Raw genomic sequence first — 23,749 nt, 5'->3', positions numbered from 1 at the left:
CCGGCTTTGCCGGGCGTTTTTATCTCAAGTACCAGGCGTAAGGCAGTAATCAGGGAGTGTGTGTGCAGCGCGATACCTTTGTTGTAAAACAATCTTTTCTACAATGGCTGCATAAGCGTAGCAATCCGGGGTTGATTGTTAATCTCTGTTTTTTGACCGTTCTGGTGTTTTCCACGCTGCTGACCTGGCGTGAGGTGGTGGTGCTGGAAGAAGCGTATATCTCGAGCCAGCGTAACCATCTGGGTACAGTGGCCAGTTCGCTGGACCGGCAGCTACAGAACAGCGTGGACAGGATGCTGTTGTTCCGTCAGGGCATGCGTGATGCGATCCAGACGCCGCTGGCGTTTGATGTCTTACAGAATGCGGTGTCACGCTTTAACGCGGTCCGCATGCTCCCCACCTGGCAGCTTGCCGTTGATAAAAAACGCACCCTTCCCATTAACGGCGTTTCGGATGCCTTTGTTGAAAAAACCACGCTTCTGAGTCGTGACGCTGAGCGCATCAGTCATGAAATTTCTGCCGCGCTCGAAGTGGGGTATCTGCTCAGGCTGGCCTCGTCGAGAGCGCAAACGGAGTCGCGGGTCATCTACGTCTCCCGCGCCGGTTTTTTTCTTTCCACCGACACGCCGGATCGGGCGGGCGATATCACCTCCCGCTACTACCACCTGGTCACGCAAGCCTGGTTTACCCAGCAATCGGAACGTAACAACCGCGCTCGCGCGGTGCGCTGGTTTATCTCCACGCCTTCATCCTGGACCAATGACGAACGCACGATCACCGCCAGCGTCCCCATCTATTTCGATCACTACTGGTATGGCGTCGTGGCGATGGATTTTGCGTTAAACACGATGCAGCGTCTGCTGGCCGACGCGACGGAAGACCGAACGGAGGGGGAGTACCAGCTGTACGACACCCGGCTCAATATGATTGCCACCTCTGCCCATGCGGGTAACCCGGTTAACCACTTTGACGAACGCGAGACGGCGCAGATTGCCCATGCGATTGAGAACGATACCGGCGGTGGCATCCGCCTCGGAAGCCGTTTTATTAGCTGGGAGCGGCTCGATCACTTCGACGGCGTCGTCCTGCGGATCCACACCCTGCATGAAGGTGTACAAGACGACTTCGGCAGCATCAGTATTGTGCTGGCGCTGCTGTGGGCGCTCTTCAGCGCCATGCTGTTGATCTCGTGGCTGGTTATCCGTCGGATGGTGAGTAATATGTATACGCTTCAGCATTCGCTCCAGTGGCAGGCCTGGCACGACCCGCTTACCCGGCTGAATAATCGCGGCGCGCTGTTCGATCGCGCAAAAATTCTGTCGGATACCTGTCGCCAGAAGTCTCTGCCATTTTCGGTGATTCAGATCGATCTCGACCATTTTAAAAACATCAACGACCGTTTCGGCCATCAGGCCGGGGATAAAGTGCTATCCCACACGGCGGGGCTGATTGCCAGCGCCTTACGCAAGAATGATGTGGCAGGCCGCGTCGGCGGGGAAGAGTTTTGTATCGTCCTGCCGGGGATCGATCTGGAGGAGGCGAGAGGCGTCGCGGACCGTATTCGCTGCCGAATCAACAGTAAGGAGATCCTGGTGAAGAAGAGCACGACGCTGCGCATCAGCGCGTCGCTGGGCGTCAGTGGGGCGGATGAAGCGGGGAACTACGATTTCGAGCAGCTGCAGTCCGTGGCGGACGCCCGGTTATATCAGGCTAAACAGACCGGGCGTAACCGGGTCGTCTGGCGGGATCAGGACAGGAAGTGATCCAGCCCCTCGTGCCAGCCCGCAGGCCCGGGCTGCTGGGTGTGATACACCCGCTCGGGGTTGTCATCCCGTAGCGCGATGCCCTGGCGGTTAATGCCCTTAATCACCACCGCGTAGTCAACGCTGTCCAGCAGCGGCGCATCGTTAGGACCATCACCGAGCCCCAGGGTAGTGGGTTCAATCTCTTCCTGCTCGCGGTACTGCTCAATTAGCCAGTTAACCGCCACGTCCTTGCCGCAGCGGACGTCCAGAATATGCCAGAAGCGCGCGCCCTGCAGGCATTGCAGGCCGCTCTGCGCCAGCGCCTCTTCAAACTGGAGCAGGTTCTCGTCGGTGTCACGCCAGATGAGCGTAACGGAGGCTTCATGCCTGCGGGCAAGCGCCGAACGATAACGCGTCAGGCCTGTCCACTCGCTGATGACGCGATCGTCCACGTCGTCAAAGGTGGTGAATTTAAAGCCCATCTGCAGACGGATGTGTTCGATTCGCGGGCGAATGTCCCGGTGCGTCATTCCTCTTATCTGACGCGGTATCTTTTCCCAACGCACGTCAGGCTGAATAACCGCGCCGTTCTCGGCAATAAAAGGTAACCCTTCCAGCCCCAGATCCTGCTGGATATCCAGCATCTCAGCCGCCGTTTTGCTGCTGCAGAGAATGACCGGCACCTGGTTATCCAGTAGCCTGTCCAGCCAGGGCATTGCGGGTTGCCACGCATAGGTATGAATATCCAGCAGCGAGCCGTCCAGGTCAGAAAAAATCAGCAGTGAATCCCGCAGTGAAGGCATAGTGGCTCCTGGTAACGGCTGCGCTACGAACTAAGAAAATTCCTAAAAAAATACCGAGGTGGAAACCGGGAAAAAGAGAACAGTCCCTGGCAAACCCGCATTCGGCGTATGTTATTGCTCATAACTAAAAGCATTATGTTAAAAATATTATATTCATCATGAGAATATATGCTTGTCAGACAAATTCGTTGGGGATAGTGTGGTTTGTACATCAGATTTCCTGGTGTAACGAATTTTCAAGTGCTTCTTGCATAAGCAAGTTTTGATCCCGGTCATCCCCATGACCGGGATTTTTTTCGCCCCTACCGATTGGCTTCCGACACGCTAAAGTCGTGAATATCCAGCTCGAAGGCCTCCGCCAGTTCACGATAGGTGTGATAATCCCTTCCGTTGACAATGACGCGGTCCGAATTGTCATCCGACCGGCGGACTTCTGACTCACTGATCTCATTGATGGCGGCAAGCAGGGCATCGACATCCACCTCGACTTCGCGCTTGATGGTGTCGCTGTACTCTTTATCGGTCTTCATTGCGGGGTTCCTCATTCAACCGTGTCCAGTGGTAAGTATAGACTGTGCATAAAAACGCCATTCACGCCGGGCAGCGATGTGCGTTTTTGCGTTTTGTTCTAAACTGGCTCAAAACCAGAGGAGGAATGTATGAAGGTCAACGATCGGGTAACCGTTAAAACGGACGGTGGGCCGCGCCGCCCGGGTGTGGTGCTGGCAATTGAAGAGTTTAGTGAGGGCACAATGTACCTGGTATCACTTGAAGACTACCCGCTCGGCATTTGGTTTTTTAACGAACTGGGGCATCCTGACGGCATTTTTGTTGAGAAAGCAGAGTAGTGTGGCGTCGGGTAGCGCATCGCATGCCCGACAACGTCCGCAAAAGCAAAAATCTCTGGCCAGGCCAGAGATCAAAGGTAGGGTGCACAGGGTCTTTTCTTAAGCGACTAACGCATGTTGACGAAAATCCCGTTCGTCACATTATCGGTCAGGCGTACCACGTGGTAGATCACTTGCTTATTATGCGTTTTAATTTTCCTTTTAATATTTCCTTTGTGTGACGAAACGGTTTTAGCTTTAATATTCATCTGGTCGGAGATCTGAATAGTGCCCTGGCCCGCCATCCACATTCTCAGCATACTTGATTCAGTCCTGCTTAATGATAGGGTGGGTAAGTTAACCGCTCCTACATTTTTAACTTCTTTATTCAAATAATCACCCAGAATGTCATCCAGCGACTCTGGTTTAATCGATTTAGAACTGATCAATAAATTTTTACGGACCAACAAATACTCATCGAAATGGATATTTGCGATCGCCATAAAAACAATAAACAGGGTTTTTGGATGCTGATTAATGATTTGCTTAATGTGCTGACTGTTGGCTGGATCGTGAATGAAACAGTCCTCATTAATAAACACCACGCCTGGTTTTAGTTCGTCACAAGCGGCTGCGAGTTCGTCAACGGTGTGCGCATCGTTGATGTCTCTCTTTCTTACCCCTCTGCTTGCCAGGTACCCGGTTAACCCTAGCCGGGTGTAGCTGCATAAATCCATAATGATCGTTGACATGGCATACCCTCACTCAATGCGTAACGATAATTCACCATCTGCCTGAGAGCTCAAAACAGCCATACGGGATGGAAAAAAATAATAAACCTGTGAGCATGACAAAGACTTTCAGGCGGACTCACTATCCCGTAAAGTTACGTATAATTTGCCAGGAATCTTCTTAAAGTAAAGTAAATATTAAGTATTGTGAGGTGGTTAGAAACAATTAAACCGCGTCAGATATATCCTGGAAGATGTTTTTCATGTTTTATTTTAGGATTATCCTCAGAAAGACAATAGCAACAGTGAGGGTTATTATTTGCGAGGCAGTTCGCTGACAATATCCGCTAACAGGTTGAATATCTCGCCGAATAAATGTTCACAGAAGGGAGCGATAAGTGGCATCAGTAATGACATTAATAAAATTCCGACCGTCAGCGTCAGCGGAAAGCCAATCACAAACACCGACAGCTGCGGTGCCATTCGGTTCAGTAAGCCTAATGCCAGGTTGACGGTCAGCAGCAGGGTAATGATCGGCAGCGCCAGCATCAGCCCATTCAGGAATATCAACCCCGCAGCGCGGGTGAGCGCCAGGAAGGCATTGCTGTTCACCGGATTTTCCCCAATCGGCAGCGTATGGAACGTATCCACCAGCATGGAGATAAGCCACAGATGGCCGTTGAACGACAGGAACAGCAGCATGGCGAGCAAATCAATAATGCGCGCCAGCACGGGCATGTTGAGATGGCTGCCGGGATCAACAAACGTGGCGAACGATAACCCCATCTGCAGGCCAATCAGCTCCCCTGCGGTACGCACCGCGGCAAAGGCGAGCTGCATGGTGAAGCCTACGGCGACGCCAATCATGACCTGCTGCAAGGCTACCCACACCGCATTCGCCGAGAAAATGGGAATATCCACGGGGGGCAGGGACGGGGCGACGATAATGGAGATGATGATGCCAAGCCCCACTTTGACGCGCTTGGGGATCGATTTCTCGCTGAGAATCGGGGCGGTTGATATCAGCGCCATGATGCGCAGCATCGGCCAGAAATAAACGCCGAGCCACTGAACCCACTGGTCACTGGTGAAGTGCAGCATCGTCAGGTCAGCCGATGATGTACGGCAGGTTGGTAAACAGGTTGCGCATATAGTCCAGCAGCAGGTTCAGCATCCATGGCCCGGCCACGATAATCGCCACGAACACGGCGATGATTTTGGGGATGAACGACAGCGTCATTTCGTTAATCTGCGTGGCGGCCTGAAGAATACTGATAATCAGACCGGTGACCAGCGCGACAAGCAGCAGTGGAGCGGCAACGGCAATGGCGATTTTCATCGCTTCCGTGCCCATCATCATGACCGATTCGGGTGTCATTGCCGTTCCTTAACTGTAGAAACTCTGCGCCAAAGAACTGACCAGCAGCTGCCAGCCATCGACCAGTACAAAGAGCATGATCTTAAAGGGCAGGGCAATGGTGGCGGGCGGAACCATCATCATCCCGAGCGCCATCAGGACGCTGGCGATCACCAGGTCGATAATCAGGAACGGAATAAAGATGGTAAAGCCAATCTGGAACGCGGTCTTCAGCTCGCTGGTGACGTAGGCAGGCAGAAGAATGCGCATGGGCACCGCTTCCGGACCCTGCAGCTCGCCGGTGTTGGACAGGCGGGCAAAGAGGGCGAGGTCAGCTTCGCGCGTCTGGCGCAGCATAAATTCCCGCAGCGGCTGCGCGCCTTTATCCAGCGCCTCCTGCATGGAGATTTTATCTTCGCTGAACGGCTGGTAGGCGTCGGTGTAAATCTTATCGATCACCGGCGACATAATGAAAAAGGTCAAAAACAGCGCCAGCCCCAGCATAACCTGGTTTGGCGGGGCGGAAGGGGTTCCCAGCGCGTTTCGCAGCAAACCAAAAACAATGATGATGCGGGTGAAGCTGGTCATCATCAGCAGAATGGCCGGAATAAACGTCAGCGAGGTGATGAACACCAGCGTCTGAACCGGAAGCGACCAGCTTTGACCGCCGCCTGCGAGAGGGGTTGAAACCAGACCGGGCAGCTGCGCATAGACCGCGGGAGCAAACAGGCCAACGCCCGCAAGCGTCAGGGATAACAAACGGCGCATCAGGATCTCCCGGAACGCTTAAGCAAACTCTTCATGACGGACTGAAAATCCGCAGGGGCGTCTGCGCGCTCGTCCACCACAACAGGGGCGGGCGGCAGCTTATGTAATACGCTGATGTTTGAGGCCGTGACGCCCAGGACCAGGCGTGCGTCGTCCACTTCGACGATGACCACGCGTTCGCGAGGCCCCAGCGTGGTGCTGGCGCTGACCTTCAGGCCGCGGGTACCGGCGGTTTTACCCGCCAGGCCAAAGCGCTTCGCCAGCCATGCGGCGATAAGAATAAAGGCAATAATACCGAGCAACGCCCCGCTCACCTGGAGCAGAGGTGAGCCGGGAACGGCAGAAGGTTGTGATATTGTTGCCTGGGTTTTCATGCTTAACGGCTCAGACGACGCATACGTTCAGACGGGGTAATGATGTCAGTGATACGTACGCCGTATTTATCGGCAACTACCACCACTTCCCCCTGAGCAATCAGATAGCCGTTGATCAGGATATCCAGCGGCTCACCGGCCAGGCCGTCAAGCGCCACCACGGAACCCTGCGTCAGGCGCAGCAGCTCTTTAATGGTCATGCGGGTGCGTCCCAGCTCAACGGTCAGCTTAACCGGGATATCCATAATCAGGTCGATGTCCTGCAGCGTGCCGCTAACGTCACCGCCGCCGAGCTGCTGGAATACGGCATCCGCTGCACTTTTGGCCGGGGTCGTTTTTTGCTCGTTTAACGCGTCAGCCCACAGATCGTCCAGTGCTCCGCTGTTTTCATCGGACGGATTGTTCATGTCACTCATTTGGGCTGTTCCTCATTCAGCGAATTCAAAATCGGGTTGATCAGGTGCTCAACGCGTAACGCATACTGACCGTTAATCGTGCCGTACTGGCTTGTCAGCACGGGGACACCATCCACGTGGGCAATAATGCGGTCGGGTTTTTCTATCGGCAAAACATCGCCGGGTTGTAATTTCAGGATCTGGGATAACCGCAGCGGGATATCGGCGAAGCTCGCCACCAGCTCAAGCTGCGAATGCTGGACCTGGCGGACCAGGTTTTCACGCCAGTTCTGGTCTTCGTTGCGGGAGTTCTCCAGCGGCGGGTTCACCAGCAGCTCGCGCAGCGGTTCGATCATGCTGAACGGCAGGCAGATGTTGAACTCGCCGGTCAGGTTACCGATCTCTACGTGGAACGGCGTGTTCACGACGATATCGTTCGGGGAGGTGGTGATATTGGTAAATTTCACCTGCATCTCAGAACGGACGTACTCCACTTCCAGCGGGTTAATCGCTTTCCACGCGTCGCTGTAAGACTCCAGCGCCAGCTTAAGCATGCGGTTAATGACGCGCTGTTCGGTGTGGGTGAATTCACGACCTTCTACTTTGGTCGGGAAACGCCCGTCGCCGCCGAACAGGTTATCCACCGCGATGAACACCAGGCTTGGTGAAAACACCACCAGGCCGGTGCCGCGCAGCGGCTTCAGATGAATCAGGTTAAGGTTGGTTGGCACCGGCAGGTTGCGGGCAAACTCGTGATACGGCTGAATGCGGATCGCACCGACCGTAATGTCCGGGCTACGACGCAGCAGGTTAAACAGCCCCATACGGAACTGACGTGCAAAACGTTCGTTAATGATCTCCAGCGCCTGCAGACGTTCACGTACCACGCGACGCTGGGTATTCGGGTCATAGGGACGAATATCGCTATCGCCGCCAATACCCGGTTGCGGATCGTCATTTTTATCGCTGTCGCCGTTAAGCAGCGCATCGATTTCTGCCTGAGAAAGAATACTGTCGCCCATGTCGTTACCGCAGAATGAAAGCTGTGTACAGAACGTCAGTGACTTCCTGCTTAGGTTGACCATTTACCAGCGGAGTCGCCAGCGTTTGTTTAATGGCGTCGACCAGCTTTTGCTTACCGACATCGGTGGCAAGCGTCGAAGCGTCCTGACGGGAGAACAGCAGCAGAAGGCGGCTACGCACCTCCGGAAGATAATCATTCAGCCGCGAGCGCGTGGCTTCATCCTTCAGGCGCAGCGTAATACCGACATACAGCACGCGGTCCGCATCACCGAGATTCACGGTGAAGGTGTCCAGAGGGAAAAATACCGGCGCCGGCGGTGGTGCAGGTTCGGCTTTGGCCGCAGCGGTAGAAGGTTCCTGCTGCATACGCCAGTAACTATAGCCCGCAGTAGCGCAGGCGGCGAGCGTGATCAACACCAGCAGCGGGATCCAGATGGAACGCTTACTTTTTTTGGTGATAGCGGAGTCAGTCATCTGATACGAGCTTCCTGTTTCGGTACAGCTTAATAAGGTGATTATCCCGTGTCCTGCTGTCGTCAAAGCGTGGAAAAGACGGGGATAATCACGCTACCTCTGGCGTTTAGGCGAAGATGTCTACGGCACTGTTACCGCGCGCCGCGGATTGCAGGGCGGATGGGACAGGCAGTAGCTCATCGCTCTCTTCATTAAAACCGCCGGTATTGCCGGAACGCGAAGCCTGGTGCTGCTGCTGGGAAGAGGACTGCTGCCCGGCAAAGCTCTCGCTGCTGACGCTGCTTTGCGTAAGCTGGATGCCGTTCTCCGCAAGCGAGGTCCGCAGGACCGGCAGCGCCGCTTCCAGTGCCGCACGGACATGGCCGTGCGCAGAGACCATCTGCAGCTGCGCCTGGTTATCATCCAGCTTAAGCGAGATTTGCACTTGACCCAGATCTTCCGGGTGCAGACGCAGCTCCGCTGTTTGCTGGCCCTGCTTGGTAAACAGCGTGATGTGCTGGCTCAGAGATTGCTGCCATTCGTGGGTGCCCAGAGGCTGGCTTAATACCGGCGTGGGGGCAACGGTGGCGGCTGGCTGGCTGGTCGCATGGCTGGACATAATCGGCGCCAGAGTGGCCGTCGGCGACGTTGAGGAGGACGCGCTGGCGAATTCCTGCTTCTCTGCCGCTGCGGCCACGACCGGCGCTGCAGGTACGTTGCCCGATAGCGCCGGGTCGCTGTTTTTCGCCAGGCTTTGGCTCAGGTTCTGGTAAGGCGCAGCCGTCTGCTCTTTATCATGGCTTCCCGGCAGGGCGTTCAGGGACGGCTGGCCCGCACCCGCTTGTGCAGGCGTGGCGGAACCGAGCGCAGACCGTGCGGTAATCCCGTCGCTGGCTGCCGCGCGAGAGGTGCTGGTCTGCTGGTGCGGCAGCATGGCCATCAGCGCGCTTAATCCGGCCAGCTCTTCTTCGCTCAGGTCGCTTTTGCCGTCATCTTTGTCGCTGGCCGCGGTAAGCGTTTTCAGGGCATCGCCCTTTGATACCGGCACCAGCCCGGAAACCAGCGTTTCAGGCAAGGCGGCAGGCGTGGTTTCATCGCCACGCAGCGCAGGCTGACGCGCGAGCAGGTCGGCAATTTTGGCCTGCAGGGTGGTATCGCCTTTGGCGTCCTGCGCGACTTTGGACAGCTTACTGCCGGCGGCTTTCAGGTCGGCCAGGGTCAGCGGCGCATCTTTGCCCTTGCCCATTGCGTCCGTAAGGGCGCCCGCCAGCAGAGAGAGAAAGTCTTGCGCACCGTCGGTGCCTTTCCCCGTCTGCGTGCCGCCTGACAGGTCGCTGTCGCTCATCAGCAGTTGTTGCAGTGTGATCATTCCGGTTTCCTCATTGATGCGCGCTGGGCAAACTCATCCATTTTTTTCTGATCCAGGCGGTTTTCCGCCAGGGTTGACGCCGCGACCTGTCGGTCCTGTAGCGTTTGCCAGGCCTGCAGCCGCTGTTTTTTCTCGCGCCAGAAGTTGAGCGCGGTATCCACTTTTTCAGTCCACTGGTTAAGCTGCAGGCGGTGTTGCTCAATCGCCTTTTCCAGCGTCTGGATAAACTGCTGATAGTTGATCCAGCGCTGGCTGCCAATGCCCTGCGTCATATCGGTATTCAGGTTGGTGCGATATTCATGCTGATAGTCGATTAACATCTTCAACTGCTCTTCAGCCTGCTGGCACCCGCGTCGCATTGCGCCGAGCTGCAGTGCGGCATCATCAACTTCTTTTTCAGCCAGATCTTTCAGCGTTGATAACGCGCTGTTTTGCGCCATGACCTTCGCCCTCCACCTGTGTTACACCTGCGGGAAAATCAGCTCCAGTGCCTGAATTGAATCTTCCCAGTCGGCGCGTTCAAAAATGCCCTGTTGCAAAAATGCCTCCAGCTGCGGCCACAGGCTAATCGCTTTGTCGAGCATCGGGTCGCTGCCTTTGGCATACGCCCCAACGCTGACCAGATCGCGGTTGCGCTGGAAGCTGGAGAGGAGTTGTTTGAAGTTACGCACGCGGGCGTAGTGCTTCTCGGTTATCAGCGCCGTCATTGCGCGGCTGATGGATGCTTCAATATCAATCGCCGGGTAATGCCCCGCTTCGGCCAGACGTCGCGACAGTACAATATGTCCGTCAAGGATCGCGCGCGCGGAGTCGGCAATCGGGTCCTGCTGGTCATCGCCTTCCGTTAGCACCGTATAGAACGCGGTGATAGAGCCGCCGCCGCTGATGCCGTTCCCGGCACGTTCAACCAGGGCAGGGAGCTTGGCAAAGACCGAAGGCGGGTAGCCTTTGGTCGCAGGCGGCTCACCGATGGCCAGCGCGATTTCACGCTGCGCCATCGCGTAGCGGGTCAGGGAGTCCATGATCAGCAGCACGTGCTTGCCGCGGTCACGGAAATCTTCGGCGATACGGGTGGCATACGCGGCGCCCTGCATGCGCAGCAGCGGCGAAACGTCCGCCGGTGCGGCGATAACCACCGAGCGGGCACGGCCTTCCGCACCCAGAATGTTTTCAATAAAGTCTTTTACTTCACGACCACGCTCGCCGATCAGCCCCACGACGATCACATCGGCCTGCGTGTAGCGCGCCATCATGCCGAGCAGGACGGATTTACCCACGCCTGACCCGGCGAACAGGCCCATACGTTGTCCGCGACCGACGGTCAGCAGGGCGTTAATTGGGCGTACGCCGGTATCCAGCACGTGCTCGATAGGGGTTCGCTGCAGGGGGTTAAACGGCTGAGTGATCAGCGCGCCGGTTTCGGTGGTGTCCGGGGAGGGCAGACCGTCGAGCGGTTTCCCGCTGCCGTCCAGCACGCGGCCCAGCAGGGCTGGTCCAAGCGGCAGCTGTTTCCCGCTCTGCAGCCCGTCGCCAGCGATGTTTTTAGCATACACGCGCGCGCCGGGCAGAATGCCTTCCACCTCTTCAAGCGGCATCAGGAACAGACGCTGGCCGTTAAACCCGACCACTTCGCTTTCAACTTCACGCGTTTCCAGCCCATCCTGGCGCTCAATCACGCAGGTCGCGCCCAGCGGAAGCTGCAGGCCGGTGGCTTCAAGCACCAGACCGGTGGCCCGCGTCAGGCGGCCATAACGACGAACGGACGGCAGTTGCGCCATCTTCGTCTCAAAGTTGTCGAGCGTGGTGAGCCAGCGGGTGAGGCGTGCGGTCATCAGACGACTCCCGGTGCCGCCAGGCGGCACAGTTCCTGCCAGCGGGTGGCGACGCTGGCATCCAGGTCACCTTCATCGGCAGAGACTTTGCATCCGCCGTGGTGTAACGACGGGTCACCGCGCAGGCGCCAGCCGTGCAGGCTCAGCGTTGCCCCCAGGCTCACTTCCACGCGCTGCAGGTCGTCCGGATGGACGCGCAGCTGCGGCTTGCCGCTGAACAGCGGCTCCTGCTGCAGCAGACCCTGAATTTGTTTAATCAGCGCCGTGTTATCCACCACGGGCGTCTGGCCGATAACCTGACGCGCGGCTTCCAGCGCCATCTGCATCAGCCGCGAGGCAATCACGCTGTCCAGCGCGTCCAGCGTATGCTGAAACTCGCTGACCAGCTGCTGCATGCGGGCATGGATCGGCGCCTGCTGCTGGCGCGCCTGATCGATGCCGTGCTCCAGCCCTTTCGCCAGGCCTTCCTGATAACCCTGCTCGTGGCCTTTCTGCCGGCCTTCGTTCATGCCGGCGTTATAGCCCTGCTCGTGCGCCTGCATTTGAAGCTGAGCCAGCATCTGTGCCTGCTGCTCTTCTTCGCTCAGCTCGGGCTGCTCGACGTCCGGGTCACTCTCCTCGGTCGCTATCACGGCTGGCGTGAACTCGGAGAGGGGAGGAGCCAGATCGTCCGGCGTCCAGCGCTTCCACGGCAGCTCATTAGACATAGGTGTCGTCTCCGCTGCCAATCACCATCTCGCCGGTTTCTGCCAGACGACGAACGATAAGCAGGATGGCTTTCTGTTCGTTTTCCACCTGAGACAGACGAACCGGGCCGCGGTTGGCAAGGTCGTCGCGCAGGATATCCGCCGCACGCTGCGACATGTTGCGCAGGAACTTCTCGCGCAGCGGCTGCTCGGCACCTTTGAGGGCGATAAGCAGGGACTCGGAATCCACTTCCTGGAGCAGGCGCTGGATGCTGCGGTCGTCCACTTCGACCAGGTTTTCGAACAGGAACATCTCGTCGATAATTTTCTGCGCCAGCTCGCCGTCGAATTCGCGAACCGCCGTAATGACCGCCTCTTCCTGCTGCGTTTTCATCAGGTTGATGATTTCCGCCGCCGTTCTTACGCCGCCCATTTTGCTGCGCTTGAGGTTCTGACCGTCGAGCAGGTTGTTCAGCACTTCGGTCAGCTCCGCCAGCGCGGCCGGCTGGACGCCACCGAAGGTCGCGATACGCAGCATCACATCGTGACGCAGACGCTCTTCGAACAGCGCCAGAATATCGGCCGCCTGACCACGTTTGAGGTGGACAAGGATGGTGGCGATAATCTGCGGGTGCTCGTCGCGAATAAGGTCGGCGGCACTCTGCGGTTCCATAAAGTTGAGCGTTTCGATACCGCTGGCGGTATCGCGCGTTTCCAGAATGTCTTCCAGCAGGCTGGCGGCACGCTCTTCGCCCAGTGCCTTGACCAGCACGGAGCGCAGGTAGTCGTTGGCGTTGACGTTGAGCGCGGCAAACTGCTCGGCTTCCTGCTCAAATTCCGCCAGCACTTCGGTCAGCTGTTTGTTGGAGATCTGACGCACGTTGGCCATGGCCGCACTCAGAATTTGCACTTCCCGCTGGGAGAGGTGTTTAAACACCTCTGCCGCGCGATCTTCGCCAATGGTCATCAGCAGGATGACGCTTTTATCGGTGCCCGTAAGCGTATTACTCATGTTCGTTACCCATCCACTGGCGGATGACCAGCGCCACGACGCGCGGATCGTTATCTGACATTTCGCGAATGCGCTGGCTCATGACCTCAGCGCCCATGCGCTGGTTAGCACGACGCTGCTGCATCTGTTCATCTTTGCTGAGGCGGACTTCAACCGCTTCTTCCGTCTCCTGACGCGTGTTCATCTGCTCGCGAGCCGCTTTTTCGGCTTCAGCACGACGCTGGAGCTGTGGACGAATGCCCTTACGCCACAGCAGCCACGCGACAATTAGCACCAGCAGCCAGCGTCCTGCGGACAGCAGCTGGTCGATAAACGCCTGCTGTTGCCAGAACGGCAGTTCACCACCGGTCTCTTCAACCGAGTTGAACGGCGAGTTCACCACGTTGAGGCTATCGCCGCGCTTCTCGGAATAACCCATCGCTTCACGGGTGAGGTCTTCGATCTGCTTCATCTGCTCGGCGGTCAGCGGCAGCGGTTTGCCATTCGGCAGCGTTTTATAGTTCACGACCACGGCGACGGACAGACGCTGAATATCGCCCACGTTCAGTTTGGTGTGGCGAATCGTCCGGTCCACTTCGTAGTTTGTGGTTTCGTTACGGCTGCTGGTACGCGGACCGGCGCTAGTGGCCGTCGAGGTGGTTTGCTGATTTTGCTGACCGTTCTGCTGATTGGCCGGCGGCGTAGAGATCGGCGCCGCGTTAGCCGGGGCAGGCTGGTTAGACAGCGCGCCCGGCACGCCGCCCGGGTATGCGCCACCAACCTGTTCATTTGAGTTGATCTGGCGCGAACGCATAACCGCCTGAGACGCATCGCCGTTCGGGCTGTACTGCTCTTCGGTTTGCTCTTTATTGGCGAAGTCAATCTGCGCGGTAACCTGCGCATGCACGTTGCTGTTGCCTACAACCGGGCCGAGGATGGCTTCAATACGACGCTGGAGACGGCTTTCGACATCGGCGGCATATTTCAGCTGCGCGTCGTTCAGATCGCGACCGGCGGTATTGGATTGCGTCAGCAGGTGGCCGCTCTGGTCGACCAGCGTCACGTTACCCGGCGGCAGACCGGCCACGGCGCTGGAGACGAGGTGCGTCACCGCGCTGATTTGCCCTTCGTCCAGCGCGCGGCCAGGCTCGAGGTTCACGGTTACCGAAGCCGAAGGCGATTTCTGTTCGCGGACAAATAAGGAAGGTTTAGGCATTGCCAGGTGCACGCGGGCGCTCTTCACCGGGCCTAATGTTTCAATGGTGCGGGCCAGTTCACCTTCCAGCGCACGCTGGTAGTTCACCTGCTCGCTGAACTGGCTGATACCGAATTTTTCCTGATCCAGCAGTTCAAAGCCCACCGCGCCGCCCTTTGGCAGCCCCTGCTGAGCCAGACGCAGACGGAGTTCGTGCACCTTATCCGCAGGAACTTCAAGCGCGCCCCCGTTATCGGCAAAGCGATAAGGGATGTTCATCTGGGTCAACTGGGTGACGATGGCGCCGCCATCCTGATCGGAAAGGTTACTGTAGAGCGTCCGGTAGTCAGGGCTTTTCGCCCAAAGGACCATCGCTACAAGGATCGCAATTGCGGCAGCGCCTGCCACGATCAACGGGATTTTAGGATTCGCGCGAAGGCGGTTCATCCACTCGAGTGATTTATTCTGCGGCGCTGTCGATGCTGTTGCACTCATTGCGCACCTCTTAAATCCTGGTGGTTTACGTTATTCGTGTAGAGAAACAAAACTGACTCCCGGGTCGGCAAACACGACAAAAGTTCCATATTGATGGCCCTGCCATTATTTGATGATTCGTGATTTTCTATGCGTCAAATAACCTGGTTTTTTAACGCTATTTACCGCCATTATCTTATTGACAAGCTGTTAGTCTTGACCGCGTAAAAAACCATCCAGGGGAGAGTCATGGCTATTCAGGGTATTGAAGGGGTAATCAGTCAGCTGCAGGCGACGGCGATGACGGCCCGTAATCAGAATGTGGCAGATCAACAGCCGAGCATCAGCTTTGCGGGGCAACTGCATGCCGCGCTTGACCGTATCAGTGATACCCAAACCGCCGCGCGCACCCAGGCAGAGAAGTTCACCCTCGGCGAGCCGGGCGTGGCGCTGAATGACGTCATGACCGATTTGCAAAAAGCCTCGGTATCCCTGCAGATGGGGATCCAGGTGCGTAACAAGCTGGTGTCGGCCTATCAGGAAGTCATGGGGATGCAGGTTTAACGCCTGTCGATCTTCGCTGGCAGCCTTAGCGCTTTAATGCCACAATATTTTTTTCTTCGAATGCAGGAAAGATGATGAAAAAAATAGCAATTGCTGGCGCGCTGCTGGCACTGACCGGATGCGTTCAGGTGGATAACTATCAGGATGTGATCAAGCATCCTGTCCCGGCGCATCTGGCGGGATACTGGCAGTCGAAAGGGCCGCAGAGCAAAATGGTCAGCCCGGAGGCGATTGCCACGCTGGTGGTGACGGAGGAGGGCGATACGCTGGACTGCCGTCAGTGGCAGCGCGTGATTGCCGTGCCGGGTAAAATCATGCTGCGTTCAGACAGCTATTACAACGTGACCCGCAAGCTGGATATCTATCCGCTGGAGCGCGATGGCTCTGTGCTGGAGTACGACGGAATGGAGCTGCAGAAGGTCGACCGTCCAACGGTTGAATGCGCCGATTACCTGAGTAAGAATCCGCTGGAAAGTAAACTACCGTAGCCGTTTGTTGCCGGGTGGCGCTGACGCTTACCCGGCCTACGGGACTGAGGGAAAACGCAAAACGGCAACCTTGTTGCCGTTTTTGGTATTTGCGCCCTCTTCCTGTGGGAGAGGGATCCCCACAAAATAATGCCTGCACAGACGACCCCCTCTCCCTTGAGGGAGAGGGCTGGGGTGAGGGGTAACATACGGCTCTGGTGGTCATTCCGTTCACTTCATGTTCCTTGCTACTCTGTAACGACATGACCGGTGAACGTGCCAGGGTGGCTCAATCGCCACCACCCTGGCGACCCGGGCTCCCGGCGGTAAATCGCCGCTTCGCGGTACCCTCAGCTTATTCCTTCAGGCTATCGGGTCGGGCATGAGCCTGCATCCCTGCGCCTCGCCCCGGCCTTACGGAAACGCCTCGGCGATTTACAGCCGGACCAGGGCATCGCTGTAAGCCATTAATTTTTCTGAAGCAACATTCATCGCTTCCGGTTGAAAAATTACTGGGGATCCCTCAGCCATAGGGAGAGGGACGGGGTGAGGGCATCAGGCCGCATTTTTCCAGTACTACAGCGCATCCTCAATGACCCACACGCTCACGCTTCCACCTTTGCAGGTAAAAGTCCCCTCGCCATCCGCTGCCGTGGTGACCGTCTCTTCGCGATTGCCGAGAAAATCCCGCCACGTTTTGTTGCCGTAGTTTTCCCCAAGACAAATCACCTTCTCGCCGTCGTCTCCGTTCGACATCACCACCACGCAGCCGGGATCGTCATCGGTGCCGCTGCGGCTGAAGGCGATACAGTTAGGATGGTCAAAAAACAGCGTCTGCACGCCGTGGGCAAAACGCTGGCGAGCGAGGATCAGCTCGTGAAGCTGCTCAATGACCGGCATATCAATATGGTACGTTTCACCGTCTCCTCCCGCGTCGTCATAGCTGGCGCCGAAGAGATCGGGATAGAAGACGCTCGGTACGCCATTTTCACGCAGCAGGATCAGCGCGTAGGCCAGCGGTTTAAACCAGGCTTCGACCGGTGCTTCCAGCGCCTGCAGAGGTTGGGTGTCGTGGTTCGCGACGAGGGTGACTGCATGAAACGGATCGGCTTCCACCAGCGTACCGGTGAAGATTTGGCTCATGTCGTAATCCCGTCCCTGGCGCGACGCCTCGTGGAATTTCATTTGCAGGGGGGCGTCAAAGAGCATGGTTTTGCCCTCGACCTGGTCAATATAGGCCTGAAGTTTATCCACCTCGTGGGACCAGTATTCCGCCACAATAAACAGCGGCTGGTCGGCGACCTCCTGAACGTGTTCAATCCACTCTTTGTAAAACCAGGCGGGAATGTGTTTCACCGCGTCCAGGCGGAAACCGTCGCATCCCGTCTGCTCCATTACCCACCGGGCCCAGTATTTGATCTCCTCGGTCACGGCGTGATTGCGAAAATCGATATTCTCGCCCATCAGATAATCGAAGTTACCCATCTCGTCATCAACCTGGTCGTTCCAGCCTTCGCCGGTATAGTCGTTGACGATTTTGAAGATGCCGTCTTCATCGGGGTTTTCTATATGGTCGACGCCGCTGAAGCATTTGTAATCCCAGATGAACTGCGAATATTGTCCGGCGCGGACAGGGAAGGTGTAGCGCGTCCAGGCTTCGCACTCGATGACTTCATCGTCGATTTGGGTGCGGTCCTGCTCGTTGACGCGCTGAACGCGCACAGATTCCTTCTCATCGGCGCCCATTTTGTGATTGACCACCACGTCCAGCAGAACGGCAATGTCGTTGCTTTTGAGGGCGGCGATGGCCTCCAGCAGCTGCGCTTTATCGCCATATTTGGTGGCAACGCTGCCTTTCTGGTCAAACTCGCCGAGGTCGAAGAGGTCGTACGAATCATAGCCAACGGAATACCCACCGGATGCACCCTTATAGGCGGGGGGCAGCCAGATCATGTTGATGCCGATTTCGTTAAGATTGGGGGCTAACGCCGTGACCTCTGGCCACAATTCACCGCCAGCGGGGTAATACCAGTGAAAACATTGTAAAAGGGTGGGGTTTTTCATCATCCTTGCTCCAGAAGCCGTGTGGCTGACTTCTGGAGTATGGATGAAGAAATCATAATTGTGTGTCGCGGGTCAAACTTTCTGGATAAAGAATATTCCCCGACAGCTTTCCATAGGTAGAGGTGATGGATTGCTGTTTACCGGTTTGATCAATCAGGCTGCGCAGTTCGTCCATGCGGACTTTCAGCAGCGCCTTTAGCGCATTCTCATTGTCGAGGATCATTTCCAGCAGCGCACGCGCTTGCTCAACCTGAGCCGGAGGGCATGACATGATGGGCGTTTGAGAAATCCTTTCCACCAGTTGTACGTAATGCATTTCCTGCTCGATAAGCGCATCCCATTGACCAGAATGAGCGAGATTTAGCATAGCAATGCTCTGAGCATGTAACGCCTGCCAGTGGCTAAGCGCTGCGCTGGGACTATTCATCAAAATTATCCTGAAATAGTGGACGCATTGGGGCCAATTTGCTTCCATGCATCCGCAATGTTGTTTAATAAACCCTCGACTTCAACAATTGCGTCTACGTCGTTACTGATATTCGCCAGCAACAAACGTCGAACCATATATTCGTACAAGGAGGCAAGATTACCGGACAACTCGCTCTCAACCTCCATGTTCAGTCCTGCTTTTAAACCGTTGTCGATGATGTTAATGGCTTTGGATAACGCTTCGCCTTTTTCACGAATTTGTCCGGCTTCCAGGAACAAACGCGCGCGGACAAGGGCGCTATGCGCCCCGTCGAACAACATAACAATCAGCTGGTGTGGACTGGCATTCATAACTGCGCTTTCGACGCCTATCTGCTGATAGGATTGAACACCAGAGGTCTTATACATATCCACTCCTAAATGCTACGACTACTTTTGTGAGAACTGTTGGGTCAGGTAGTTGGCCGTGTTGGTCATTTTGGTGACTAATACGTCCAGACTGGTGAACTGCGTTTTGTAACGCGCCATGGTGGCTTCAATTTGGGCATCCATGGCATCGTAACGTTCACCCAGTGTTTTCAGCGTTTTGTTGATCCCGTCTTTCGCGTTCTGGATCACCCCGGCGCTACCGGTACTGGTGCTGAGCATAGTGGTCAGCGTGTTGTTCATCTGGGTCGCCATACCGGTTTTCTTCCCGTCACCGACAAAATACTGCTGTACGGCGTTCGGGTTGTCGGTAAGCGCTTTTTTCAGCTTATCGGTATCGACTTTCAGGTTACCAACGGTACCGTCCGATCCTTTTACCGGATCCTGGGTAATGCCCAGCTGTGCCATGATCTGAACGGAGCCGGCCTGTACTTCGGTCAGCAGGCCGCGCAGCTGGGACTGGATACCACGAACGTTCGCATCACCAACCAGCGCACCATTGCTGGTGGACTGGCTGCCAGAACCTGCATCTACCGGAACATACTTCGTCAGGCTGTTAATGGTGGACTGCAGCGAGTTGTATGCCGTAACCCAGTCCGTAACCGCTTTCTGGTTAGCATCTGTTGCGCGTGTTACCTCAAGGGTTTCATCCGCTTTGCTTTCGGCCTTCACGGTGAAGGTCACCCCAGGCAGCGCATCGGAAATGGTATTCGATTGCCGCTCGATAGGGATGTCATTCACGACCACAATCGCGTTCTGGGCGGCGGTATTCACCGACAGCGCGCCCGTTTTGGTGGTTGAGTCGTAGCCAATAACGCTTTGCAGCTTGTCGTCGCCGGTGACGCTGATGGTCATCACACCATCTGTACCGGTGGTTTTTGACGACAGCATCAGGCGGTAATCACCGTCTTTCGCTTTAATGACGCTGGCGGTGACGTTACCGTTAGCTTTATTAATGGCGCTCGCAATGCCTGCCAGCGACGTATCGTCATCCGCCAGGGTTACCTCTAAAGGTGTCTTCGTACCCGGCTGGGTGATGGTGATTTTACGCGTCGTACCTGTCGTATCGCCCAGCAGATCCGTGTTGTTTGCATAGGAGCCCGTGGTGAGCGCCTGTGCCTTTGCAACCTGGTTGACGTTGACAACAAAGGAACCCACTGAGGCGTCAGCCGTTGTTGTGGCAGTAAAGGCCGTGTTGGTGCTGCTAACGGACGTTGAGTTCCAGGTGGTTGCTTTGCCAAGTGCAGCGGTCGCAGTCTGCAGCGATGTCATGGCGCTCTGCAGTTTGCCGTAAGCACTTAACTGTGCGTTATACGTTGATTGCTGGGAAGTAATCGTCGTCAGCTTGGTTTTCTCTGCCGCTTCCAACTGATTATATAAATCCCCGAGTCCTGCAGAACCTATTCCAAGGTTACTGATAGTAGCCATGCATATTTTCCTTAAAATACGAAAGTAGTTCAGGACTCTTATCGGCCTCTTGACGCAAAAGTTTACGGCGGTGAGAAAAAAATAATCCAAAGAATAGACGCGTCCTGGCGGGGTAAATGAAAGGATTGCACTTTAGGATCATTATCGGTGCAGTGAAAACAGGAATAAGCGTGTGCCTTTTTTGACATCTCTTTGTGCGTTAAAAAAGCGTAAATAATTAACCTCTGGTAAACCTTAATTGATTTTTTAAAATTAAAACCATTAAAAATCATTAAGTTATAATTTTTTCAAAATTGATTCTAAAGTCTTTTGGGGACCCGTCGATAACCTTGTTGACGGTGAGAGACGCTGTGAGTGTTAGGCACCGGACCTAAAACCCAATTTTTGAAGGAAAGAAAATTATGGCAGTTATCAATACTAACCTGTTGTCCCTGACTACTCAGAACAACCTGAACAAATCTCAGTCTTCTCTGGGCACTGCTATTGAGCGTCTGTCTTCAGGTCTGCGTATCAACAGCGCGAAAGACGATGCCGCTGGCCAGGCGATTGCAAACCGCATGACCGCTCAGATCAAAGGGATGAACCAGGCTGCACGTAACGCCAACGACGGTATCTCCATGGCGCAGACTGCTGAAGGTTCTCTGAACGAAATCAACAGCAACTTGCAGCGTGTTCGTGAACTGGCTGTTCAGGCAAGCAACGGCACCAACAGCGCATCTGACCTGGCATCTCTGCAGGATGAAGTTACCGCTCGTCTGGCTGAAATCAACCGTGTTGCTGGCAAAACTGACTTCAACGGCATCAAACTGCTGGACGGTTCTGCAGGTACTGCTGGTGTGGTTAAAATTCAGGTTGGCGTGAACGACGGCGACACCATCGATCTGGACCTGAGCGGTGCTAAAGCTGACACCACCACTCTGGGCGTGAACGCTATCGACCTGAAAGCAATGACCGCTACCGATCTGGACACCATTGACAAAGCTATCGCTAAAGTTGATACCGCTCGTTCAGGCCTGGGTGCTGTGCAGAACCGCTTCACTTCTGCAATCAACAACCTGAACAACACCTCTAACAACCTGTCTGCTGCTCAGTCCCGTATCCAGGACGCTGACTACGCAACTGAAGTTTCCAACATGTCCCGCGCGCAGATCCTGCAGCAGGCTGGTACTTCTGTTCTGTCTCAGGCAAACCAGGTTCCACAGACCGTTCTGTCTCTGCTGCGTTAATTTTACGCACGAAACCCCGCTTCGGCGGGGTTTTTTTATCTCTGCTATTTGAGAATCCACCCGTGAAACAAATCAGTGTCACTCAACCAAAGCTGGTCGCAGATTTTTCATGTGTCGGTGGGGAATGCCGTGAACATTGCTGTCAGGGCTGGACCATCGCATTTGATAAATCCTCCGTTAATCGCTACCTGAACAGTAAAAATGCCGCGATTCGCCACACGGCGAAAACGGCGATAAAAATCACCAAAAAACAGTATGGCCACTGGGGCGAAGTTATTTTCCATACGGAAAGCAAAAACTGCCCGTTTATGGATACCGAAAAACTCTGCTCTATTCATAGCGCCATGGGTGCCCAGGCCTTAAGCCCAACCTGTTCGTCGTTCCCGCGGACAAGTCGGGTCTATAAAAATGAAATCGAAAAATCGCTGAATCTCTCGTGTCCGGAAGTCACCCGACTGCTGTTGAACGATCGGGAGTCTATGTCGATGATGGAATCCATCAGCGTCCAGCAGGACGTTAATAATGCGCCGATGATGGATTTGAAGGCCAAGGTCATCAATCTCTTCTGCCAGAATATATTCAGCGTTGAGAACGTCAGCGTTGAAGAACAGGTTTACGCCGTGGTGAAATTCCTGATGGTGGCTGAAAAGCTCGAAAATCTGGAAGAAAATATCGGCACGCTCGAAACGGTTTATTTTTCGCTGGTGAACGAACTGGCGAGCGGTAAAATCAAGGCGGAGCTAGGCGGATTTAATCAGAACTACAGCCTGAAATTCGCGTTAATCTCGCTCATCCAGAGTTACTTTACAAAGAAAGCGACGGCCCGAGGTGGCGCCGTACTGAACCATTATTTCACCCAGCTTTATCAACAGTTTGAATCTGTCGGTGACACCGTGCCGGCAGAACAGGTCATGGAAAACATCGAGTCCATCTGGCGCGATGTGGCGGGCAGCTACCTGGCGACCCATGACCACTTATTTAAGAACTTTTTTAAATATAAACTCTGGGAGCAGGGCTTCCCGCAGAACAATGGCCGCAGCATGTTGAATAATCTTTATTTAATCGTCGCGGAGTTCTATTTCCTGAAAACGTTACTTGCCGGTCAGGCTATCGTGGCGGGAAAAATTGAACAAGATAATATCATTGACGTTATTTACAGCTTCCACTCGCTTAGCCAGCATAATCAGGAAGCGGGAAAGCTCTTTCATCAACATATAGATAGCGTCAAACTCGGCGACGATCTTTCATTGTTACAACTGCTAATTTAGGCAAAAAAGTTGCCCCGGTTGTGGGCAACCTCAGAATAACCTCACTTTATCCCCCTTTTTCATCCAATTGAACGCCCTGCAGAATCGGATAATCATGCCGATAACTCAACTAACGCAGGGCTGTTTATCGTGAATTCACTCTATACCGCTGAAGGTGTAATGGATAAACACTCGCTGTGGCAGCGTTATGTCCCGCTGGTGCGTCACGAAGCATTGCGCCTCCAGGTGCGCTTGCCGGCGAGCGTGGAACTCGACGATCTGCTACAGGCGGGCGGTATCGGGTTATTGAATGCAGTTGACCGATACGACGCTCTGCAAGGAACGGCATTTACGACTTACGCAGTTCAGCGTATTCGTGGTGCGATGCTGGACGAGCTGCGCAGCCGCGACTGGGTGCCGCGCAGTGTTCGCCGCAACGCGCGCGAAGTGGCGCATGCGATGGGGCAGCTGGAACAGGAACTGGGACGTAACGCAACGGAAACCGAAGTGGCGGAACGTCTTGGCATTGCTGTTGAAGAGTATCGTCAGATGTTGCTCGATACCAATAATAGCCAACTCTTCTCCTATGACGAGTGGCGCGAAGAGCATGGCGATAGCATCGAGCTGGTGACGGATGAGCACCAGCAGGAAAACCCGTTACACCACTTAATGGAAGGGAATTTACGCCATCGCGTGATGGAGGCTATTGAAGCTCTGCCTGAACGCGAACAGCTGGTGTTGACCCTTTATTACCAGGAAGAGCTTAACCTCAAAGAGATTGGCGCTGTTCTGGAGGTGGGAGAGTCGCGGGTGAGCCAGCTGCACAGCCAGGCCATTAAACGCTTACGAACCAAGCTGGGTAAGTTATAGGTGAT

Annotated in this window: 26 protein-coding genes and 1 pseudogene; 7 read left to right on the top strand and 20 right to left on the bottom strand. The window is 55.2% G+C overall.

Annotated elements, in window-relative coordinates:
* Positions 1–62: 62 nt before the first annotated feature.
* Positions 63–1,763 (top strand): cellulose biosynthesis regulator diguanylate cyclase DgcQ, encoded by a 1,701-nt coding sequence (gene dgcQ / locus ACWHWP_RS14785; RefSeq protein WP_063957593.1) that lies wholly within the window; start codon positions 63–65, stop codon positions 1,761–1,763.
* On the opposite strand, the gene ACWHWP_RS14780 is transcribed toward dgcQ, so the two are convergent.
* Together ACWHWP_RS14780 and yodD are read right to left on the bottom strand one after the other, a co-directional pair.
* Complete coding sequence (locus ACWHWP_RS14780) at positions 1,748–2,548, bottom strand: mannosyl-3-phosphoglycerate phosphatase-related protein (RefSeq protein WP_447855893.1); 801 nt, start codon at positions 2,546–2,548, stop codon at positions 1,748–1,750. The genes dgcQ and ACWHWP_RS14780 overlap by 16 nt on opposite strands.
* Before the next feature lie 302 nt (positions 2,549–2,850).
* Positions 2,851–3,078 (bottom strand): YodD family peroxide/acid resistance protein, encoded by a 228-nt coding sequence (yodD, locus tag ACWHWP_RS14775; RefSeq protein WP_008500310.1) that lies wholly within the window; start codon positions 3,076–3,078, stop codon positions 2,851–2,853.
* Positions 3,079–3,207: 129 nt separating this feature from the next.
* Between yodD and dsrB the strand changes: the two genes are divergently transcribed.
* Positions 3,208–3,396 (top strand): protein DsrB, encoded by a 189-nt coding sequence (gene dsrB, locus ACWHWP_RS14770; protein WP_013097741.1) that lies wholly within the window; start codon positions 3,208–3,210, stop codon positions 3,394–3,396.
* A 107-nt stretch (positions 3,397–3,503) separates the two neighbouring features.
* Here the strand turns inward: dsrB and rcsA are convergent, their stop codons facing one another.
* The 14 genes and pseudogenes from rcsA to fliF all read right to left on the bottom strand — a co-directional run bounded on the left by rcsA (position 3,504) and on the right by fliF (position 15,044).
* Positions 3,504–4,127 carry a transcriptional regulator RcsA gene (gene rcsA / locus ACWHWP_RS14765; RefSeq protein ID WP_008500313.1) on the bottom strand — a complete coding sequence of 208 codons (624 nt, stop codon included), beginning with the start codon at positions 4,125–4,127 and terminating at the stop codon, positions 3,504–3,506.
* Between the two features lie 287 nt (positions 4,128–4,414).
* Positions 4,415–5,207 (bottom strand): annotated as a pseudogene (gene fliR, locus ACWHWP_RS14760) (flagellar biosynthetic protein FliR); the annotation flags it as partial.
* Between the two features lie 7 nt (positions 5,208–5,214).
* Positions 5,215–5,484, bottom strand: coding sequence for a flagellar biosynthesis protein FliQ (gene fliQ, locus ACWHWP_RS14755; RefSeq protein WP_008500315.1), 270 nt, complete (start codon positions 5,482–5,484; stop codon positions 5,215–5,217).
* 9 nt (positions 5,485–5,493) lie between these two features.
* Positions 5,494–6,231, bottom strand: coding sequence for a flagellar type III secretion system pore protein FliP (fliP, locus tag ACWHWP_RS14750; protein ID WP_047345993.1), 738 nt, complete (start codon positions 6,229–6,231; stop codon positions 5,494–5,496).
* Entirely contained in the window at positions 6,231–6,605 is a 375-nt protein-coding gene (fliO, locus tag ACWHWP_RS14745) for a flagellar biosynthetic protein FliO (RefSeq protein WP_059310226.1), read from the bottom strand. The genes fliP and fliO overlap by 1 nt, the downstream gene beginning before the upstream one ends.
* Before the next feature lie 2 nt (positions 6,606–6,607).
* A complete protein-coding gene (fliN, locus tag ACWHWP_RS14740) occupies positions 6,608–7,021 on the bottom strand; it encodes a flagellar motor switch protein FliN (protein WP_014170738.1) in 414 nt (137 codons plus the stop codon).
* Positions 7,018–8,022, bottom strand: a complete 1,005-nt coding sequence (gene fliM / locus ACWHWP_RS14735; RefSeq protein ID WP_014170737.1) for a flagellar motor switch protein FliM — start codon at positions 8,020–8,022, stop codon at positions 7,018–7,020. The genes fliN and fliM overlap by 4 nt, the downstream gene beginning before the upstream one ends.
* A gap of 4 nt (positions 8,023–8,026) precedes the next feature.
* Complete coding sequence (gene fliL / locus ACWHWP_RS14730) at positions 8,027–8,497, bottom strand: flagellar basal body-associated protein FliL (RefSeq protein WP_047345991.1); 471 nt, start codon at positions 8,495–8,497, stop codon at positions 8,027–8,029.
* A 106-nt stretch (positions 8,498–8,603) separates the two neighbouring features.
* Positions 8,604–9,845 carry a flagellar hook length control protein FliK gene (fliK, locus tag ACWHWP_RS14725; protein ID WP_447855892.1) on the bottom strand — a complete coding sequence of 414 codons (1,242 nt, stop codon included), beginning with the start codon at positions 9,843–9,845 and terminating at the stop codon, positions 8,604–8,606.
* The gene (gene fliJ, locus ACWHWP_RS14720; RefSeq protein ID WP_010432373.1) at positions 9,842–10,285 is read right to left on the bottom strand and encodes a flagellar export protein FliJ; all 444 of its coding nucleotides are present in this window, start codon (positions 10,283–10,285) and stop codon (positions 9,842–9,844) included. The genes fliK and fliJ overlap by 4 nt, the downstream gene beginning before the upstream one ends.
* 21 nt (positions 10,286–10,306) lie before the next feature.
* Entirely contained in the window at positions 10,307–11,677 is a 1,371-nt protein-coding gene (gene fliI, locus ACWHWP_RS14715) for a flagellar protein export ATPase FliI (protein ID WP_047345988.1), read from the bottom strand.
* On the bottom strand, positions 11,677–12,384 hold the full coding sequence (gene fliH / locus ACWHWP_RS14710) for a flagellar assembly protein FliH (RefSeq protein ID WP_447855891.1): 708 nt from the start codon (positions 12,382–12,384) through the stop codon (positions 11,677–11,679). Before fliH ends, fliI begins: the two co-directional genes overlap by 1 nt.
* A complete protein-coding gene (gene fliG, locus ACWHWP_RS14705) occupies positions 12,377–13,375 on the bottom strand; it encodes a flagellar motor switch protein FliG (protein ID WP_047345986.1) in 999 nt (332 codons plus the stop codon). Before fliG ends, fliH begins: the two co-directional genes overlap by 8 nt.
* Positions 13,368–15,044, bottom strand: a complete 1,677-nt coding sequence (fliF, locus tag ACWHWP_RS14700; RefSeq protein WP_447855890.1) for a flagellar basal-body MS-ring/collar protein FliF — start codon at positions 15,042–15,044, stop codon at positions 13,368–13,370. The genes fliG and fliF overlap by 8 nt, the downstream gene beginning before the upstream one ends.
* Positions 15,045–15,272: 228 nt before the next feature.
* On the opposite strand from fliF, the gene fliE reads away from it, so the two are divergent.
* Together fliE and yedD are read left to right on the top strand one after the other, a co-directional pair.
* Positions 15,273–15,587: a flagellar hook-basal body complex protein FliE gene (gene fliE / locus ACWHWP_RS14695; RefSeq protein ID WP_008500329.1), complete on the top strand. Its 315-nt coding sequence runs from the start codon at positions 15,273–15,275 to the stop codon at positions 15,585–15,587.
* Between the two features lie 74 nt (positions 15,588–15,661).
* On the top strand, positions 15,662–16,075 hold the full coding sequence (gene yedD, locus ACWHWP_RS14690) for a lipoprotein YedD (protein WP_025759923.1): 414 nt from the start codon (positions 15,662–15,664) through the stop codon (positions 16,073–16,075).
* A gap of 555 nt (positions 16,076–16,630) precedes the next feature.
* On the opposite strand, the gene amyA is transcribed toward yedD, so the two are convergent.
* Genes amyA through fliD form a run of 4 tightly spaced genes read right to left on the bottom strand, consistent with a single transcriptional unit; the run spans position 16,631 to position 20,401 of the window.
* Positions 16,631–18,118 (bottom strand): alpha-amylase, encoded by a 1,488-nt coding sequence (amyA, locus tag ACWHWP_RS14685; protein WP_059310269.1) that lies wholly within the window; start codon positions 18,116–18,118, stop codon positions 16,631–16,633.
* Positions 18,119–18,170: 52 nt separating this feature from the next.
* The gene (gene fliT, locus ACWHWP_RS14680) at positions 18,171–18,545 is read right to left on the bottom strand and encodes a flagella biosynthesis regulatory protein FliT (protein ID WP_047345983.1); all 375 of its coding nucleotides are present in this window, start codon (positions 18,543–18,545) and stop codon (positions 18,171–18,173) included.
* Between the two features lie 5 nt (positions 18,546–18,550).
* Positions 18,551–18,955 carry a flagellar export chaperone FliS gene (fliS, locus tag ACWHWP_RS14675; protein ID WP_059310222.1) on the bottom strand — a complete coding sequence of 135 codons (405 nt, stop codon included), beginning with the start codon at positions 18,953–18,955 and terminating at the stop codon, positions 18,551–18,553.
* 21 nt (positions 18,956–18,976) lie between these two features.
* The gene (fliD, locus tag ACWHWP_RS14670) at positions 18,977–20,401 is read right to left on the bottom strand and encodes a flagellar filament capping protein FliD (protein WP_059310221.1); all 1,425 of its coding nucleotides are present in this window, start codon (positions 20,399–20,401) and stop codon (positions 18,977–18,979) included.
* A 401-nt stretch (positions 20,402–20,802) separates the two neighbouring features.
* On the opposite strand from fliD, the gene ACWHWP_RS14665 reads away from it, so the two are divergent.
* The 3 genes from ACWHWP_RS14665 (at position 20,803) to ACWHWP_RS14655 (ending at position 23,744) form a co-directional block, all read left to right on the top strand.
* Positions 20,803–21,627, top strand: a complete 825-nt coding sequence (locus ACWHWP_RS14665; protein ID WP_047345980.1) for a flagellin N-terminal helical domain-containing protein — start codon at positions 20,803–20,805, stop codon at positions 21,625–21,627.
* A gap of 62 nt (positions 21,628–21,689) precedes the next feature.
* Positions 21,690–22,895 (top strand): flagellin lysine-N-methylase, encoded by a 1,206-nt coding sequence (fliB, locus tag ACWHWP_RS14660; protein ID WP_059310220.1) that lies wholly within the window; start codon positions 21,690–21,692, stop codon positions 22,893–22,895.
* Between the two features lie 129 nt (positions 22,896–23,024).
* A complete protein-coding gene (locus ACWHWP_RS14655) occupies positions 23,025–23,744 on the top strand; it encodes an RNA polymerase sigma factor FliA (RefSeq protein WP_059310219.1) in 720 nt (239 codons plus the stop codon).
* Positions 23,745–23,749 lie beyond the last annotated feature (5 nt).

It is taken from the genome of Enterobacter sp. WI-ESBL-E8 (assembly GCF_053364895.1).
Note: the sequence above shows the minus strand (reverse complement) of the source record. Positions and strands in the feature narration are given on the sequence as shown.